Raw genomic sequence first — 19,026 nt, forward strand, 5'->3', positions numbered from 1 at the left:
CAATGAAATACTTAATAATACGCTATCTTCTTGTAAGCATCGCACTCCTGACTGCCTGCAAAAAGGTGTTGGATACAAAGTCAGAACTATATATCGATCAGTCACTTTCCATTGTTGATAAACGCAGTGCCCAGGCAGCATTGGTTGGCGCCTATAATGTATTGTCGCAAAATACTTATCAGGGTAATACTTTTAGGTATATCACCAATTTGCTCAGTGATAATATAAAATGGGTGGGTAATACACCTACTAATCGTGAATTTGATGTATATAGTGTTTTTACAACCAACACTCGCGTTCAGGAGTTGTGGACAGCAATTTACAAAACCATTAATATCGCTAATAACCTTATTGATAAAGTTCCTGCGGTAAATGATGTGACATTTGATCAATCTGAACGGAACAAACAAAGGGGAGAAGCCTACTTCTTACGGGCATTATGTTATTTCGACCTTGTTCGTTTATGGCGTAATGTGCCAGTTGTGACCCAGCCAACTAAAACTGCCAGCGATAATAAGGGTATTACAAATAGTACTGGTGAGGAAGTATATCAATTCATTGAAAACGACCTGGATAGTGCCGAGGTTTTGCTTCCGGCAACAATTAATCGCAACCGGGCGAATCAATATACAGCCAAGGCATTGAAGGCAAGAATGTACTTGTATCGGGAGAATTGGAAGAAAGCCGAAGAATATGCCAACCTCATCATAAATGATTCTGCTGATTTTAAATTAACGAAGCCGTATAGTCAGTTTTATACGGCAAAAAATTCAACGGAATCTATTTTTGAGATCGATTATACTATAAATAACAAGAACAGTTATGCCAGTAACTGGTTTCAAAATCCCACCACAGGCGGGAAAAAGGAATTTTTGCCCACAGACGAATTTGTTAACCTATTAAAAGACCCGAATATTGGCGGCGCCCGTTCAGCGCTGATGTTTACTGTTAGCGGAGTTACTTATGGAAACATGAATTTCAAGATCGCTACCGGTGAAGACCAGTCCTATGTATTACGCCTGGGTGAAATGTATTTAATAAGGGCCGAGGCAAAGGCGGAGCAGTTGAAATTGGAGGAAGGTCTGAAAGATCTGAATGTTATTCGTGCCCGTGCCAATATTCCTTCCATACCGGTCGTGGGTTCGAAAGAGGAACTGATCGACAAAATTCTGCTGGAAAGGAGAGTGGAATTGGGGTATGAGTCCCATCGCTGGTTTGATCTAATAAGAAAAGGAAAAGCGCAGCAGGTATTAGGGATCAGTGATGCCAATAAATTACTATTGCCGTTGCCCAGACAGGAAGTACTGATCGCAAACCTTACACAAAATAAAGGTTATTAAACCAATCATGTAAACTGATAAATTACTTAATCATGAAATTAGTATCATACAAGCTATTATCAACCATCGTACTGGTATCAGGTGCAGTTATAATAAGTTCATTTATTGAAAAACAGCACCCGAAAAAGGATGAAAAGAAAATTATTTATATTACGGGTACCCGTTTCTTTTACCCCCTTATTGAGAAATGGGGCGAGGAATTCAGGAAAGATCATCCTGATGTAGAGATCGTGGTGAAATTCGGTTTGCAGAATAGCGATATTTCTATGACAGGTACTCCGGTTGATAAAGAAAATCCTGAGAAGGGAACGTATTCGGTTGTGAGTAAATTCGCCATTGTTCCAATTATAAATGAACGAAATCCCGCCTGGAGCGAACTTCAGAAAAAGGGTTTGTCAGGCGCTGATTTTCAAAGGATCTATTTCCGGGGAGATCAGCAACAAAATAGTTTTGCGCTGAATAGTGGTGTTACTGTTCCTGTAAGGGTATATGCCAGAGGCGCCTGTGCATCTGCTACCTTTTCCAGGCATTTTGGTAAACAAATAAATGATCTGGCGAATCTCGATACAAAGATTGCCGACGACAAGGTGCTGCTTCAGAATGTATTAAATGACAGCCTTGGTTTGGCGTACAATAACCTTGGGTTTGTATATGACCTGCAAACAAGGAGGCAAAAGCAGGGGATAAGGGTAGTGCCGGTGGATTTAAATGGTAACGGTAAAATTGATAAGGATGAAAGTTTTTACGATAACCTTGATCAGTTAATTCAAAAGTTGGAAACATCCCATATAGACCTGCCTCCTGTTGGTAAAATGATCTTTGTGTATAAAGAAGATAAGCCTGAAGTAAAGGATTTTGTAAACTGGGTACAAACAAAAGGACAACAGTATAATCATGCATTGGGCTTTCTGAATACCATACAACAAAGCACGGCCCAGGTGAAATGATAATTTTAATGCCTCTACCGCCCGAATCTGAATTAATAGCCTCCGGTAAATCCCCGGAGGCTTTTTTTCTGAAAGGCCCTCAAACCATTGTGTGCCATTTTACGGTTACTAACATAAGTAAAACGCTTTTCAGCGGAGCCTGTGTTTATCTTGCACCTGGGAAAACGGGATTCATACCATTCAATAATAACTTGATCATGAAAAATAAGAACATGAAAATAGCCATGCTGGCAGGTATTATAACTTATATCTCCGCTTGTAATTCTGTAAAACAGGAACCCCAGGCAGCCGCGGTTGACAAGGAACAAATTAAAAAAGAGATCCAGGCCAAAGAGGATGAATATGCGGCTACTTATAATTCAGGAGAGCTTAAGGATATTGGCTATTATGCGGATGATGCCACCACCTTTTATCAAAACAGAACGCCCTTGGTGGGCAAGGAGGCCATTATAGAATTTCTGAGGTCAGACCTGGTTAATAACTCCAATAAGATCAAATTTAAGACCAATGAGGTTTTTGTCTCAAATGATGGGAAACAGATTGTAGAGATTGGCTATTTTCAAGTAGTTGACTCCAGTAATACAGCTATTAATTCCGGAAACTATATGAGCCTGTTCGAAAAAAGAGGGGACAAATATGTGTGTGTAAGAGATATGAGTGCATCTGATATCACTTTTCAATAAGCTATAAAATATACCTGCCAATAGTTGAGTGAAAACGATTTCACCAGGCCGTTTTTTTATTGGTATTAATTAATGATCCTTTTATTATCTTCTTCGGCCTCCTCCACCGCCGCCTCTCATGCCACCGCCACCGCCGCTACGGCTCATGCCGCCACCACCGCTCATGCCGCTTCCACTGCTCCTGGTCCTGCCTGATCCGCTGGAATAGTTAGATGTTGAAGGGCGGGTAGATGGGCGATTGGATGCTCCTGCCCCGCCGCGATCACCAACACCGCCGCGATCACCAACACCACCGCGATCACCAACACCGCCGCGATCGCCAACGCCGCCGCGATCGCCAACGCCACCGCGATCACCAACACCTCCGCGATCGCCAACGCCTCCACGGTCACCAACGCCTCCGCGGCCATTGGCGGGGCGGGTTGATGCACCCGGCCTGTCCCCCCGGTTTCCAGTTCTATTACTACCATAATTACCATTATTCCTGTTATTGGATACGGTATTAGACCGCATTTTATTGTTATTGTAATTATTAAAGTTGTTGAAATTGTTATTGTTGATGACTACGTTGCCGCCTCCATAATGCCCGCCATAATAACCCCCATGGTAATAATGGTTAGAACGATAAATACCAACCGCCATAACAGTTGCAAATCCAAACCAGGGCGGGTAATATCCATAATGATAAGGAGGAACATAAGGCACGTAGGCAGGGGAATACACATATTGTACGATCGGTGCTGACTGAACCACTACCGTAGTAGTTGGAGCCGGAACAGTAACGGTTACCGGGTTTTCTCCGGTATAGGCCGGATTGGGTGTTACCGGCGAATTTCCTTTTGGCTCTATGACATAATCTTTTCCATACAATTCCTCACTACCCACTATTTGCAAAGAAACTTTATCGTTTTTGTCTTTGTCTAATAGAATGACCGCTACGTCCTGCGTTTCATCTTTCGTGACATCCACCTGAAGTATAAATTGATGGGAGTTGCCATTTTTCTTGGAAACCACTTTTATAAAGTCAACTTTTTTATCAAGGTTTAGATCCAGGTTATTGATCTTTGTTTTTTCATCATTTAAAGTTTTTTCAAACTCTTCAATGGTCTTTGATTTTTGAAATACCGTTAGCACTGCATAGAGATCCAGGTTGTCGCCTGCCATGCCTAAGGCAGCGGTATCCTCCTGAGAGAAAACAGGTTGATTTAGCAAACTCATTACGGCTGCTAAATACAGTATAATGATCTTTTTCATTGCAGGTGTAATTTAAAAGGAGTGTAAGCAAGTTAAGTTAATAGCCTGACTCTATGACTGATCTAACGGAACTCCAACACAAGTCTGTATTAGTTATCTGTTTATGGCTTTTTATTTTACGGTTAAATCTCCAGGCTTGCACCTGCATCGGATAAAAAAGCGTACATTTTATTGGGTTGTGAATATTGACGAGTGGTAGCTGTTGAGATACAGGATTCTGTACATTGGGGAAAATGTAGCCCGCATGCAATTTGTCCCCACTGAGATCTTAAGGCCGTATGTTAAGAATTATACCTTGATCTCCATTGACCATGATCTGGTTGATGAAGTGTTCTATCCAAGCGGTTATGTTGACCTGGTTATAAATGTTTCAGCAGGCAATGCCATCACGTTAATTGATGGCCGAAGGAGAAAACTTCCTGAGGTTGAAGTGCTCGGCCATCTTACCTCACCTTCCAGGCTTACGGCTACAAAAGGGACCTCCGTATTAATTGCCAGGATCTTTCCATTTGCAAGCTCCTTGTTTATTACTGATTCCATGTCGGAGTTCACCAATTTCGCTACAGATGCCGCTGGTATCTTTTCGCGGGAGATCAGCACTGTTTATTATAGTTTGATGGAGGCTGTTTCCCTTGAGCAAAAGATCGCTGTGTTGGAAAAGTTTCTGATCGGGAAGCTTATTAAGAATGAAAAACAACATAGGAAGTCTATGTTGATCGGACAGGTTTGCAGGGATGTTTTTTCTATGGATACATTCGAGAGTAAAACCCTGTCGTCCGCTTATGGACTTTCAGAAAGATATATAGAAAAGCTATTTGTAGATAGGGTTGGAATCTCACCTCGTGCGCTGTTCTCAGTACATAGATTTAATAAAAGCCTCGGGCTGGTCCTTACATCCGGGCGCAAATTGACAGCAATTGCCTATGACTGTGGATACCACGACCAATCTCATTTTATAAAGGATTTCACCAAATTTACCGGGATCACTCCTTTTGAGGCCAGGTCCCAACTGCTGACAAATGGAGAGGAGTTTCAGCAGGCAGTGAATATTGGTTTTTGAGGAATGATAAGCATCCGGAGATGCTTATCACGATCTTTAGTGTTGTGTTGCATGATTGCTGCTGAACATATCCCGATGCATCTTCCAGCCGGTTGGTGTTTTTTTCCAGATAACCAGCACCTTCCCCTCATCTATTTTATTATTGTTTAGGTCAAACAATTCATAGTTGCTTTCTTCCGTCACGTAGTCGTTCCCGTCCCCGTAAATGTGTTGTATTATAAATTTACTATGTACTTTGGGGCCACTTTTGAAGAAATTCAGAATATTGTCCCGGCCACATATAGGGGCTGAGTTTGGTGGCAGGAGACAGGCATCATCTGTATATCTGGTTAAAATGGACCCATCGCCTTTATTTGCCAGGTCCGAATAGATGGCGTTGCTCGCAATAATAGCTTTTCGGGCGGCTTCCAATTGCTCGTCCTTTTTTGATTGAGCATGGCCACTATTGACTCCAGCCAGGAGGGACAATAAGAAAATAATTCTTTTCATATACTAATTTTTGACAAAAAAACAGCCTGGGGAGCACATAAAATTGTAAGATTCCGCACAAAATGGAATGCCAGGTGCGCAAAAAATGATACTTTGCGAAAATCTTTTCCGGCTAAGCGGAGCAGCCATCATTAAAAAGCGCTAAAGAATTAGTTATGATTATAGAACCTAAAATGAGAGGATTTATTTGTTTGACTGCACATCCTACAGGTTGTGAGCAAAACATTTCAAATCAAATAGCTTACACCAGGAGCAAAGGACAAATTTCCGGTCCTAAAAACGTATTGGTAATTGGGGCGTCAACAGGTTTTGGCCTGGCTTCGAGAATTGTAAGCGCATTTGGTGCCAATGCCGGCACGATAGGCGTTTTCTTTGAAAAGGCGCCATCTGAAGGCAAAACTGCTTCTCCGGGCTGGTACAATACCGTTGCCTTCCAGAATGAGGCAAAAAAAGCAGGTCTTTATGCCAAAAGCATCAATGGCGACGCTTTTTCAGATGAGATCAAAAAACAAACCATCGAGCTTATCAAAAAGGACCTGGGTAAAGTAGATGTGGTGATCTATAGCCTGGCTTCACCGGTTAGGACCAACCCTAAAACCGGTGTTACCCACCGTTCTGTTCTTAAACCTATCGGACAGACCTTCACCAACAAAACGGTAGATTTTCATACCGGAAAGGTCTCCGAGATCTCCATTGCCCCGGCCGCACCGGAAGACATTGACAATACGGTAGCCGTGATGGGTGGGGAAGACTGGCAAATGTGGATGGATGCGTTGTTACAGGCCGATGCGCTGTCTGAAAATGCATTGACCCTGGCGTATTCTTATATTGGACCAGGCCTTACAGAAGCCGTATATCGCAAAGGGACCATTGGAAAAGCAAAAGACCATCTGGAAGCAACCGCCTTTACAATAACCGACAGTTTGAAAAAGGTGAACGGCAAAGCCTATGTATCCGTAAACAAGGCATTGGTAACCCAGGCCAGCTCTGCTATCCCTGTCATTCCTTTATATATCTCGCTTCTTTATAAAACAATGAAGGAAAAGGGCATTCATGAGGGCTGTATTGAACAAATAGATCGGTTGTTCAGAGAGCGCTTATATACTGGTCAGCCTATACCTGTAGACGGCAATAACCGCATCAGGATTGACGATTGGGAAATGAGGGAAGACATTCAGAATAAAGTTGCTGAATTGTGGATCCAGGCAGATACCGAAACACTTCCGGCTATTGGCGATCTCGCGGGGTATAAAACTGATTTCCTCAACTTATTTGGTTTTGGACTGGCTAACGTGGATTATGCTGCGGATGTGAATGAGAATGTAGCCATTGATGGGTTGCAATAAGTAATTCAACAATAATGATGAGGCGGTTTCAAAGCAATTTGGGACCGCCTTTTTTAATGTTTACAATATACCTCAACATCTGTGATCGTTATTTTTCAACCAGCAATCCCTCCACACCGGGTTCTTCCACCCGCACAGGAATGTCAACAGCTTTAATGGCCATCAGCTTTTCATCGAACTCGCTTGCAGAATAGATCGACTTGGCCTTTTGCCGCATTTTATACACATACACCGTTTTGGCAGAGTATTGCAGAATGCGGGCAATTGATTCATTATCGGAAATGCCTAAACGAATAAGGGCAAAGATCCTGAGGTCGGTGGTCAGCATGTCGTGGTGGCCGGGCCAGACCTGGTCTTCTTTTTTGAACAGGGCATTGAAGCTGGTAACGAAATTGGGGAAGATCTTGAGGAACACTTTGTCGAAGGTCTGGAAGAGCGCCTCCCATTCTTTATTCACCTGGATCTCGTTTGTAAGGGTTTGGATATGGTCCAGCTTTTTCTGGATCACCTTGGCCTCAATGGAGACCTTGAGTTTTTCCAGTTTAGCGATATAACCTGAAATGATGTTGAAGAAGTAGCCAATGTATTCTTCTTTGATGTGAGCATCCTCTGCAAACTTCCGGTTGGCTTCCACCACCTGTGCGTTTACCTGCATCAGTTCCTGGTTCATGGAAGCCAGTTTGGCATTGTTACGCTGAATGAGCAGTTCCCGGGCGGCGCGTTGCTGCAATTGCTTATACAACAAGAAAGAGATCAGGCCGATAACTAGTAAAAGAAAGATGGTACTGCTTAGGTAGATAAGGAAACGTTTTTTCTGGCTTTCTACAAAATTCAGTTTCGCTGCCGCGATGATGGGCAGCACTGCGCTTATCTGGATCTGTCGTTGACGGGCACCATAAAATTCCGCGTCTTTGAGCGCTTCCTGGATATAAATATAGGCGTTATCAACATCGCCATTGGTGGAGGCCAGTTCTGCCAGCTTAAAAATTGCAAGGGTTTCTTTGGTAGAAGACTGCAGGTCGGCAATCACGGCCCTGATCAGGTAATTGGTGGCGTTTTTGGTATCGCCCAGCCGCTGGTACAATTCGCTGAGCAGGGACGTGGTAATGGCGTCGTCGTGATCGGCAGGTTTATATTGTTGGTAAAAATCCAAAAATTCTTTCAGGGCAGCGGCATTGTTGCCGTTGTTATAATCACGATAACTAATAAGAAAGCGGGCGCCATAAGAACCAGGATGGACCAGCTTCATGGAAGAGTCGCTGTAACTCAGGCCTTTTGCCCGGTAGGCAGGCGACCAGGTCGCATCGTTGTTATAAGCCGCCAGGTCGCACCAGGCGCGCCCCATAACCGCATAATAAGCCTCCAGGTTGGCATCATCAAAGCCGGCATGGTCGATGGTCTCAATAACCCCAAAAGCTTCTTTGTATTTACCGGCTGAGAGCAGAATAAAGCCCAGCTTCATTTTGGTATAATTGACCTTTACAGCATCGTGCATGCGATCGGCCAGGGCTGCCATAAGGCTGACGTATACATAGGCCGAATCATACTTATAGGATTTGTATTCTTCATACAACCGGCTGCAAAGCTGGAACTGCTGCGCGCTGTTATCAACGGGTAAAAGGTGGAGGCTGTCCCGCATTATAGAAATGCGTTGTTCTTTTTGATGGTCGTACATCGCTTTTTGCTCAATCTCGGCCTTCAGCCTCGTGAGCAGCGAATCGGTCACATCGTTCGCAAATACACCAAGGGAAAATATAAGCAGGCAAATAGTCAGTAAGGCAGCACGCATGTTAGTTAATTCAACACAATAATAACCATATCATGCAAATTTCAATGGGGCGATAGTCATTTCTTGTTAAATAAATTCAACCCGTCCCTGCCTGGTTAGAAAATTACTAAGTTTACAATCAATCTGTTGTAAAAGCTAAAACGGTTATAAGGTTTAAATAACCATTCAATGGGAATGCGAAGGCTTTTTTCGATTTTCCGCAGGCAGTAATATCGGGGCATGAATAAGACCATTGCTTTGCTGTTGTTGCTGGTAATTTTTAGCCGCACTTTTAGTCAACCTGTTTATTCCGGGACCGATCTCGGGGTCCGTTTTTCACCATCTGCTACTTCCTTTAAAATATGGTCGCCTGCCGCTACCGATGTTATGCTGCGGTTGTACGGGGCAGGGGAGGGAGGAAATGCCCTTCGGTCTATCCACCTGCAAAAAGGCCAATCAGGGACCTGGGCCATATCGTTACCAGGCAATTGGGAAAATCAGTACTATACTTTTCAAACCTGTATTAGCGGCAACTGGTCGCAGGAGTGCCCCGATCTGTATGCCCGGGCGATTGGCATCAATGGGCGCCGGGGAATGATCATTGACCTCAACAAAACAAACCCACCCGGGTGGGCGCACGACAAACGACCGGCGTTGAAAAATTATACGGACATCATTATTTATGAACTGCATGTACGCGACCTCTCGATCAGTGCCGGTTCAGGGATCGTTCACAAGGGCAAATTCCTTGGACTCACAGAACGGGGAACCCACAATGCAGCCGGATTGTCAACCGGTCTGGACCATATAAAAGAGCTCGGCGTTACGCATATCCACCTGATGCCTTCGTTCGACTTTAATTCCATCGATGAAGCAACACCCAATGGAAATTATAACTGGGGCTATGATCCTGTTAATTATAATGTGCCCGAAGGCACTTATGCTACAGATGCGTATGATGGGCGGGTGCGCATCCAGGAGTTGAAGCAGGCGGTCAGCACCCTGCATGCGAATGGATTAAGGGTCATCCTTGATGTGGTATACAATCATACAAGCGATATTGCCGGCTCCATCTTTACCCAGCTGGCGCCGGGATATTTTTACCGCCATCATGCCGATGGCAGCTATTCAAACGGAAGTGGTTGCAATAATGAAACGGCTTCCGAACAGGCAATGATGCGGAAGTTTATGGTGGAGTCGGTAGCCAGCTGGGCCAGGGAATATCATATAGATGGATTTCGTTTCGATCTGATGGGATTGCATGATATCCCAACCATGAAAGCAGTGTCGGACACCCTGCACAAAATAGATCCGGCCATTTTTATATATGGAGAAGGATGGACCGCCGGCGCAAGTCCTTTACCCGAAGCGCAACGGGCGGTGAAACAACAGGTAGCCCAACTAAAGGGGGTGGCAGCTTTTAGCGATGATATCCGTGATGGATTGCGGGGTGGCATCGGCAATGTGCGGGAAAATGGGTTCGCCAGCGGGCGTCCGGGTACGGCGGAAAGCATCAGGTTTGGGATTGTGGGTGCCACAGCTCATGTTGATATCGATTATCAGCGGGTCTGCGATTCCAGAACCCCCTGGGCAAAGGAGCCGTCTCAGGCAATCAATTATGTTTCCTGCCACGACGACAACTGTTTATTCGACCGGCTGATGATCTCCAACCCGGGGGCTTCTGAAAAGGACCTGATCAAAATGGACAAGCTGGCTGCAGCCGTGGTGCTTACTTCACAGGGCGTTCCATTTCTGCTGGCCGGTGATGAAATGCTCCGTACCAAACAAGGTGTGGCAAACTCGTTCAACGCGCCCGATTCCATCAATGAATTGAACTGGGACAGAAAAACCCGCTACAAGGAGGTGTTTGAGTATTATCGAGGGTTGATTGCTTTGCGTAAACAGCATCCGGCCTTTCGCATGCCTTCCGCTGAAATGATCAGGAAGCACCTGACGTTTATCAACTCTTCACAAGACAGCCTGCTTGTTTCTTACCTACTCACTGGTTATGCCAATGGAGATAAATATAAAAACATTTTAATAATACTTAACGGCAACAAAAATGCTCAAAAACTGGCCTTGCCGCCGGGCCGTTGGGTGCAGGTACTTAACGAGGAGCAATATAAAGAATCAGGTATCGGCGCCATCAAAATGGGTGAAGTAGAAGTGGCAGGCACCAGCGCAAATGTGTTTTTGGCTCCCTAAACCACCTCGTTTTTAGCACTATTCAGCGGTTATAAAGTTTAAATATTCCGCCATTGATCTTTAACTAAAGATTTGATTGATAATTATTTAATTTTTAAAAGGCTTCAATTTTCAGCATTTATTCTTAAACAGCTAGGAAAAGTTTAGCACTCGGTTTTCATTTGTGTTAACCATACACGATAAGTGTTCAGTTTAAGAATTCTCTGTTCAACTAAAACTGTAACTAAATGCTTAGCCATTATTTAAAAAAGGTATTATGCCTTCCCATTCTTCTTTTTTTGCATATTTACACCTATGCACAAACCGGAAGTATTTCCGGTAAGATCCTCGATGACAAACAAGCTGGTTTGGCCGGAACTACGGTGCTGTTAAGCGGCGCCTCCGGCGGTGTGCTGGCCAACGACGATGGCAGCTTTCTGTTGTCAAACCTTTCTCCGGGAAAATACACTGTCCTCTTTGAACATGTAGGTTACATCAGTCAACAGAAAGAGGTGACGGTTACCGCAGGAGCTACCACTTCAGTGAAAATAGTGATGATCGCTGCCAACACCTCGCTTACCGAGGTGGTGGTGATTGGTTATGGATCAGAACGTAAAAAAGATGTAACGGGCGCTATTGCATCCATTACCTCGAAAGATTTTCAACAGGGCCAGATCACAACGCCGGAGCAACTAATTGCCGGTAAAGTGGCGGGTGTATCTGTTATTTCAAACAGCGGAGCACCCGGTGCGGGTAGCACCATCCGGATCCGCGGAGGTGCTTCCATAAACGGGAGCAATGATCCGCTGATCGTACTGGATGGCGTTCCGCTCAATCCTTCTTCCATTGCGGGTGCTGCAAACCCACTCGATCTCATCAACCCCAACGATATCGAACGGGTGGATGTATTGAAAGATGCTTCAGCGGCGGCCATTTATGGTAACCGTGCTTCTAACGGAGTTATCCTCATCACTACCAAAAAGGGGCAACGCGGTAAACCAAAGGTCAGTTTTACCACGCAACTCTCGGTTGCGCAGCTGTCGAAGGAAGCCGGTGTTTTGTCACCGGGCGAATTCCGCGATTATGTAAAGAGTCATGATACTACTGCAGCAGGAACCTTCAGGTCCTTGTTGGGTGAATACAATACCAACTGGCAAAAGGTGATCTACCAAACGGCGGTGAGCACCGACAATAACCTAAGCGTGTCAGGATCTGTAGGCAAGAAACTGCCTTACCGGGCATCAGTTGGATATACTAATCAGGATGGTATTTTAAAAACGTCGAACCTGACGCGTTACTCAGGCGATCTCAGCCTGGCGCCTGTTTTTTTTGATGATCACCTGAAGGTGGCCGTTAACCTGAAAGGGGCCCAGGTAAAACAGCGTTTTGCGAATGAGGGCGCTATCGGCGCTGCGGTTAGTTTCGATCCTACGCAGCCTGTCTATTCGGGTAAGAACCTGTATGGCGGTTACTTCGAGTACACCGACCCCAGCAGTGTGACCGGTTTAAAATCGAATGCGCCGCGGAACCCATTGGGATTGTTGGAAGAGAATCACAATGTCAGTAGCGTATATCGTACTGTTAGTAGCCTGGCATTCGACTATAAGCTGCATTTTCTGCCCGATCTGCACATTAATGTTAACCTGGGTTACGATGGGGCTAAAGGCGATGGCACGCAAACCATCCCTGAATACGCAGCCAGTAACCTGAAAACATATACTGATAGCAACGGGGTTAGCCACAGTGGTTATTCGCACTATTACAAGCAGATCAGCAGTAACCTGTTACTTGAAAGTTTTCTGAATTATAATAAGAACATCGCCGCCCTAAAGAGCCATGTTGATGTAGTGGCCGGTTATGCCAACCAGAAATTCAGGAATACTACTTATAATTATGCTTCCTACTTTGCAGACGGCACCCTGAACCCGCTTTCGGTGCCTACCTATGCATCAAGCCTTAATGAGTATATCCTCACTTCATTATACGGGCGTATAAACTGGGTCTACAACGACAAATACATCCTCACCGCTACTGTGCGTAACGATTACTCTACCAAGTTTGCACCGGCCGACAGAAGCGGGGTTTTCTCTTCTGCCGCCTTTGCATGGCGCATCAATGATGAAAAATTCCTGCAGAACAGTAAGGTTATATCTAACCTGAAACTTCGGTTGGAATATGGGGTTACTGGTAACCAGGAAGGCATCGGCAGTTATGATTATCTGTCAGATTACAGCCAGGGTACTGCTACCGGGCGGTATCAACTGGGACAAACCTATTATTATGTATATCGTCCGGGAGCTTACTATCCCGGTCGTACCTGGGAAACAACCACTACCCAAAATATAGCCATCGATTATGGTCTGTGGGGCGATCGTATCACGGGTAGTGTAGATCTATACTTCCGTAAAACCAAAAATCTGCTGGCCAGGGCCACACAATCGGCGCTCACCAATTTCAGCAATCAGATCACTGCCAACATCGGCAATATGAAGGATGAAGGGGTTGAGTTCAACCTCAACGCAAAAGCCATCGACAAACAGGACATGGGCTGGACGGTTGGTTTTAACATTACTTATAACCATAACTCCATTTCTAACCTCACTGCGCTTTCCGGTCAAACGTCAAGCGGTTTATTAACAGGTGGTATTACCGGTGGTACTGGTAACACCGTTCAGATAAACCAGGTGGGCGCAAACAAATATTCTTTCTACTTATACGAGCAGGTATATGATGCAACAGGAAAACCAATTGATGGTTTGTTTGTGGACCGGAAAAAAGACGGTGTTATTAATCAGAACGATCTGTATATTAACAAAAGTCCCGATCCCAAGGCCTACCTGGGTTTTAGCACCGACTTTCGCTATAAGCGCTGGGGGGCCGGGTTAGTAGCTCGTGCCAGCTTTGGCAACTACGTGTATAACAACGTAGCCAGCTATACAGGTATTCAGCATTATATACTCAACCCCATTGGTACGCTCAACAATGGCAGCCGTACGGTTTTATCAAGTGACCTGATCGGCTCCAACGATAAGAGCCTATTGTCAGATTACTGGTTGGAAAATGGTTCTTTCCTGCGTATGGATAATATACACCTCTCATATAACCTGGGTAAGATCATTGCTGGTAAAGGCGATCTGCGGATCTCTGCCAACGTACAGAATGCATTTCTTATTACCAAATACCAGGGAGTAGATCCGGAAGTGTCATCGGGTATCGACAATAACTTCTATCCAAGGCCAAGGACGTATGTACTGGGAGTAAACTGGAGCCTTTAATCTAAACCTGTAAACACAATTACAATGAAACGATTTGCCAATAATATCTTACTCATTACAGCGATCTCCGTTACGCTGTTGGTTTCGTGTAACAAAAATAAAATCCTTGAACCTAACGATCAGTTGACCTCAGAGGCGGTGTATAGTACTGCTGCAGGTTATAAATCGGTGCTGGCAAAAGTGTATGGGTCGTTTGCACTTACGGGTAATAATGGCCCTGCGGGCAGTGCCGATATTGCAGGCATTGACGAAGGTACTTCCGATTTTTTCCGGCTGTTCTGGTGTGCGCAGGAATTGTCTACCGATGAGGCCGTGGTGAGCTGGGCAGACGCGGGTTTACCTGATTTTCATGCCATGAGCTGGTCGGCTTCCAACACTTTCCTGGCAGGGTTATATTATCGCAGTACTTATCAGATCACTTTGTGTAATGAATTTATCCGCCAGTGTTCCGATGCCAACATCAGCAGCAGGGGCATTACAGGGGATAGCGCCACTATGGTACGTTATTACAAACAGGAAGCCAGGTTGCTGCGGGCTTACCAATATTGGGTGCTGATGGACCTTTTTGGGAACGCTCCGTTTGCCACCGAAAAAGATGTATTAGGATCTGCCACACCTAAACAAATTGACAGGGCCTCACTGTATACCTATATCATGAACGAGTTGAAGGATGTGGAAGGCAGTTTGGTGGCTCCCCGCCAGAATGAATATGGCCGGGCAGATCAGGCAGCGGCATGGGCGTTGATAGCACGGGTGGCACTCAACGCTAAAGTATATACAGGAACTGCTAACTGGGATGATGCGGTCAAATATTCAAAAAAGGTGATAGATGCAGGGTATTCTCTGATCAACGATTACACACACCTGATGCTGGCCGATAACCATAACAATAAGTCAGAATTTATTTTAACCATCAACTATGATGGCAATGCCACTCAGAACTATGGTGGGTCAACGTTTATGACGCATGCCGCTGTGGGCGGAACAGAAAAGGCATCCGACTTTGGGATCGATGGCGGCTGGGCCGGTATTCGCGCCACGGCTAACCTGATCGATCTGTTCCCCGCGCCTACCAGCACAGCATTCCCCAATAATGGCAATCCCGACAAGCGTGCACAGTATTGGATGAATGGGCAGACCAAGGCCATTGCGGATATCAGCGTGTTTACAAATGGATATTCTATTACCAAATACCGGAATGTAGATGTGAATGGGGTTGCAGGAAAGAATATCTATTATGCCGACATTGACTTTCCTGTTTTCCGGTTGGCCGAGCAGTACCTGATCTATGCCGAGGCAACCCTTCGCGGTGGCTCGGGTGGCGATGGGTCACAGGCGCTTACCTACATCAATAAGTTAAGAACAAGAGCATATGCAGGCAATAGCGGAAATATCGCTGCTTCTGAAATGACCCTGAACTTTCTCCTCGACGAACGGGCCCGCGAACTGTATTGGGAAGGTTTCCGCAGGACTGATCTGGTCCGTTACGACCGGTTTACTGATGGCTCCTACTTGTGGCCCTGGAAAGGCGGATCTAAAAATGGTACGGGTGTACCGGCCTACCGGAATTTGTATCCCCTGCCAACTGCCGACCTGAACGTAAACCCTAACCTGAAACAAAATACCGGATACTAAAAAATAGTAAGACCTGTAAGGTGCATCATTGGGTCATGCAAGATCAGCGGGCTTATTTACACCTAACAGGTCCTTTAAAAACGATTGAATCGCATATGAGAAAAATATTCATCCTTTGCGCTGCATGGTGCGCCGGTTTGGCGCTGATGCTGGCCGCCTGTAATAAAACAGGTTCGCTGACTTACCTGGGCAATGGAATACCAGGATCAGTAACCGCTTCTTCTACCAAAATAGTGCTCGACATTTCGAAGATGACCACTACCGATACGAGCGTGTTGTTTACTATTAAGAACGCCAACTTTGGTTACGATGCTGCCATTGCCAATGAGCTGCAGTTTGATTCTGTGGGCGACAACTGGGCAAAACCTCAGTCGGTTACCCTTAATGCCGGGGCCACCACATTATCTTACACCACCTATAATCTCAATGCGCTGGCGCTGAAACTTGGATTACATACGAATGCAGCCGGTCAGGTGCTGGTAAGGTTGAAGAGTACCCTGTCTACGATTACTGTATTTAGCGATGCTGTTACATTAACGGTAACGCCTTTTTCTGCAGCTTCTTCGGTTTTTGTACCCGGTGCTTACCAGGGATGGAACCCCGCATCGGCCGACAGCCTGGTTTCTGAAACCTCCAATGGTATTTATACAGGCGTCATCAATTTTACCGGCAGCGATCTGGGGTTCAAGATCACCACGGCCAAGAACTGGACGGCTGCCTATGGTCAGGGTTCAACTGCCGGTACTGTTAGTTTGTCTGGCGGCAATCTTACCGCACCGGGTAATGGCGGTTATCTGCTGACGCTGAATACCGATTTGCTCACATTGACCTTTACACCACAGTGGAGCGTTATTGGCGATGCCGCCGGCGGCTGGAGTGCTGATTCCCAAATGTACCTGGATAAAACAAACAATACCTGGTATGTGACCACGAAGCTGAAAAGCGATGGCACTAATACTATTAAATTCCGTTTTAAAAATGACTGGGGGACCAATTTAGGCGCTGGCGCCGGTGCCGGTACGCTTTCATCGGGCGGTTCCAATATCATCATCCCGGCAACCGCTGCTGGCGGAGATAATTACAAGATCACCATAAACCCAACGGGGTTAACATATACCTTATTGAAAATATAAAATACTGATCAGTGAAGAGGATACTCCACGGCGCATTGCTTTGTCTTATGACCGGCAGTATTGTCTGCTGCAATAAGAACGCGGGGCTTACTACGGCGAAACTGGCCATCACCGCAGACGTGCCTGCTAAGGTCTCGGATGGTGTAACGTTTATCAACAGTGGAGCTTCGGCTGTTTTCAATTTGTATGCACCAGGCAGGAACAGGGTGGCCGTCATAGGCGAATTCAATAACTGGAAGGCAACCACCATGACACAGTCAACCGACGGCAATCGCTGGTGGGTACAGATCGATAACCTCGATCCTGCCAGGGAATATGCCTATCAATACCTGTTAGACGATACCCTCCAGGTGGCCGACCCCTATACGCACAAGGTCCTTGATCCCGATCATGATGCCGCTGTCCCCGCCAGCGTATATCCAGATCTGAAGGCTTACCCTGCTGGTACGGCGGCAAAGGGCATTGTGAGTGTAATGCAGGCAAATCCTGCTGCCTATACCTGGCAGGTGGGTTCATTTACCCGGACTGATCCTAAGGACATGGTGGTGTATGAACTGCTGGTGCGGGATTTTGTAGCTACACACAGCTATGTCACGCTTATCGATTCCCTGAATTACCTGGCCAACCTGGGTATAAATGCCATAGAGTTATTGCCGGTGAATGAATTTGAAGGGAATGACTCATGGGGGTATAATACCAACTTTATGTTCGCATTGGATAAATACTACGGTACTCCCAATGCCTATAAAGCTTTTATTGATGCCTGTCATGCCAGGGGGATAGCAGTGATACAGGATATTGTCTTGGAAGACCAGTTTGGGTCCTCGCCCATGGTGCGGATGTATGCCACTTCATCGGGCAGTCCTGCTGACAAAAATCCCTGGTTCAATCAAACGAACAGACATCCTTATGCAGTGGGTTATCAACTGAATCACGAAAGTGAGGCCACTGTGTACTATACAGAGAACGTATTGAAATACTGGATGCAGGAATACCATATTGATGGCTACCGGTTTGATCAGTCGAAAGCATTTACCCAAACCAATTCGGGCAACAACGACGCTACCTGGTCGGCATATGATGCCAGCCGGGTAGCCATCTGGACGAAGTATATCAGGTACCTGCAAAGCCTGGATGCCAGCTTTTATATCATCCTGGAACACTTTTCGGCAGACCAGGAAGAAAAAGCGCTTGCTGGCCTGGGCGCCATTATGTGGAATAACCTGAATACAAATGCCAGTCAGGCCACTATGTCGTATAATGATGCCGGAGGTTCGTGGGACCTTAAACGCCTGTTCTACGATGCGCATGGATTTACTACTCCCTATAACCTGATGACATATATTGAAAGCCACGATGAGGAGCGATTGCAGTTTAAGAACGGGCAGTATGGCAACCATGCAGGCGCGTACAATATCAGGGACCTGACGACGGGGCTTGGCCGGCAACAATTGATAGCGGCATTTGCTTTAGCGGCGCCAGGCCCCAAAATGATATGGCAGTTCGGCGAACTGGGGTACGACATTTCCATCGACTACAATGGCCGCACGGGCAGTAAACCCATTTACTGGAACTACCTGCAGGATGCCAACCGGAAAGCACTGTATAATACTTATGCAACATTGATCAAGCTGAAAAAGAAGAACCCCGTTTTTACCACCACCAATTATACTTATAAACTGGATGATGCGGTAAAGACGATTTCGCTCAATGGCCCCGATGGCACCCGGGTAATGGTGGTTGGCAACTTTGATGTAGTGGCTCAAACGGCTGTGATTGCGTTTCCAGTTACAGGTGACTGGTACGACAACCTTTCAGGAGGAAAGGTATCAGTAACAGCTTCCCCTTTTTCCATAACATTGGCCCCGGGGCAATATCATATTTACAGTACTACACTGCTAAAGCAGTAATT

At 45.7% G+C, this 19,026-nt stretch carries 13 protein-coding genes; 10 read left to right on the top strand and 3 right to left on the bottom strand.

All coding sequences use genetic code 11. The features are described from left to right. Window positions 1-2: 2 nt before the first annotated feature. From J7I42_RS28535 to J7I42_RS28545, 3 genes are all read left to right on the top strand, one after another. Window positions 3-1,340, top strand: a complete 1,338-nt coding sequence (locus J7I42_RS28535; protein WP_209142662.1) for a RagB/SusD family nutrient uptake outer membrane protein — start codon at window positions 3-5, stop codon at window positions 1,338-1,340. A 32-nt stretch (window positions 1,341-1,372) separates the two neighbouring features. Further along, a complete protein-coding gene (locus tag J7I42_RS28540; protein ID WP_209142664.1) occupies window positions 1,373-2,287 on the top strand; it encodes a hypothetical protein in 915 nt (304 codons plus the stop codon). Between the two features lie 197 nt (window positions 2,288-2,484). Continuing rightward, window positions 2,485-2,970, top strand: a complete 486-nt coding sequence (locus J7I42_RS28545; protein WP_209142666.1) for a YybH family protein — start codon at window positions 2,485-2,487, stop codon at window positions 2,968-2,970. Between the two features lie 84 nt (window positions 2,971-3,054). Here the strand turns inward: J7I42_RS28545 and J7I42_RS28550 are convergent, their stop codons facing one another. Next, window positions 3,055-4,224 (bottom strand): hypothetical protein, encoded by a 1,170-nt coding sequence (locus tag J7I42_RS28550; RefSeq protein ID WP_209142668.1) that lies wholly within the window; start codon window positions 4,222-4,224, stop codon window positions 3,055-3,057. Between the two features lie 244 nt (window positions 4,225-4,468). Here J7I42_RS28550 and J7I42_RS28555 point away from each other — a divergent pair, with 244 nt between their 5' ends. Then, complete coding sequence (locus J7I42_RS28555) at window positions 4,469-5,284, top strand: helix-turn-helix domain-containing protein (RefSeq protein ID WP_209142670.1); 816 nt, start codon at window positions 4,469-4,471, stop codon at window positions 5,282-5,284. Window positions 5,285-5,320: 36 nt separating this feature from the next. Here the strand turns inward: J7I42_RS28555 and J7I42_RS28560 are convergent, their stop codons facing one another. Continuing rightward, entirely contained in the window at window positions 5,321-5,773 is a 453-nt protein-coding gene (locus J7I42_RS28560; protein ID WP_209142672.1) for a YybH family protein, read from the bottom strand. Between the two features lie 155 nt (window positions 5,774-5,928). Between J7I42_RS28560 and fabV the strand changes: the two genes are divergently transcribed. Further along, window positions 5,929-7,119 carry an enoyl-ACP reductase FabV gene (fabV, locus tag J7I42_RS28565; RefSeq protein WP_209142674.1) on the top strand — a complete coding sequence of 397 codons (1,191 nt, stop codon included), beginning with the start codon at window positions 5,929-5,931 and terminating at the stop codon, window positions 7,117-7,119. An 88-nt stretch (window positions 7,120-7,207) separates the two neighbouring features. Here the strand turns inward: fabV and J7I42_RS28570 are convergent, their stop codons facing one another. After that, the gene (locus tag J7I42_RS28570) at window positions 7,208-8,908 is read right to left on the bottom strand and encodes a DUF6377 domain-containing protein (RefSeq protein WP_209142676.1); all 1,701 of its coding nucleotides are present in this window, start codon (window positions 8,906-8,908) and stop codon (window positions 7,208-7,210) included. A 219-nt stretch (window positions 8,909-9,127) separates the two neighbouring features. Here J7I42_RS28570 and pulA point away from each other — a divergent pair, with 219 nt between their 5' ends. The 5 genes from pulA to J7I42_RS28595 all read left to right on the top strand — a co-directional run bounded on the left by pulA (window position 9,128) and on the right by J7I42_RS28595 (window position 19,024). After that, the gene (pulA, locus tag J7I42_RS28575; protein ID WP_209142678.1) at window positions 9,128-11,092 is read left to right on the top strand and encodes a type I pullulanase; all 1,965 of its coding nucleotides are present in this window, start codon (window positions 9,128-9,130) and stop codon (window positions 11,090-11,092) included. A gap of 227 nt (window positions 11,093-11,319) precedes the next feature. Beyond that, window positions 11,320-14,346 carry a SusC/RagA family TonB-linked outer membrane protein gene (locus J7I42_RS28580; RefSeq protein ID WP_209142680.1) on the top strand — a complete coding sequence of 1,009 codons (3,027 nt, stop codon included), beginning with the start codon at window positions 11,320-11,322 and terminating at the stop codon, window positions 14,344-14,346. 24 nt (window positions 14,347-14,370) lie between these two features. Next, a complete protein-coding gene (locus J7I42_RS28585; protein ID WP_209142682.1) occupies window positions 14,371-15,981 on the top strand; it encodes a RagB/SusD family nutrient uptake outer membrane protein in 1,611 nt (536 codons plus the stop codon). Window positions 15,982-16,076: 95 nt separating this feature from the next. Continuing rightward, window positions 16,077-17,114, top strand: a complete 1,038-nt coding sequence (locus tag J7I42_RS28590) for a SusE domain-containing protein (RefSeq protein ID WP_209142684.1) — start codon at window positions 16,077-16,079, stop codon at window positions 17,112-17,114. An 11-nt stretch (window positions 17,115-17,125) separates the two neighbouring features. Further along, on the top strand, window positions 17,126-19,024 hold the full coding sequence (locus tag J7I42_RS28595) for an alpha-amylase family glycosyl hydrolase (protein ID WP_209142686.1): 1,899 nt from the start codon (window positions 17,126-17,128) through the stop codon (window positions 19,022-19,024). Window positions 19,025-19,026 lie beyond the last annotated feature (2 nt).

The sequence above is a fragment of the Niastella soli genome, assembly GCF_017742245.1.
Taxonomy (GTDB): Bacteria; Bacteroidota; Bacteroidia; order Chitinophagales; family Chitinophagaceae; genus Niastella; species Niastella soli.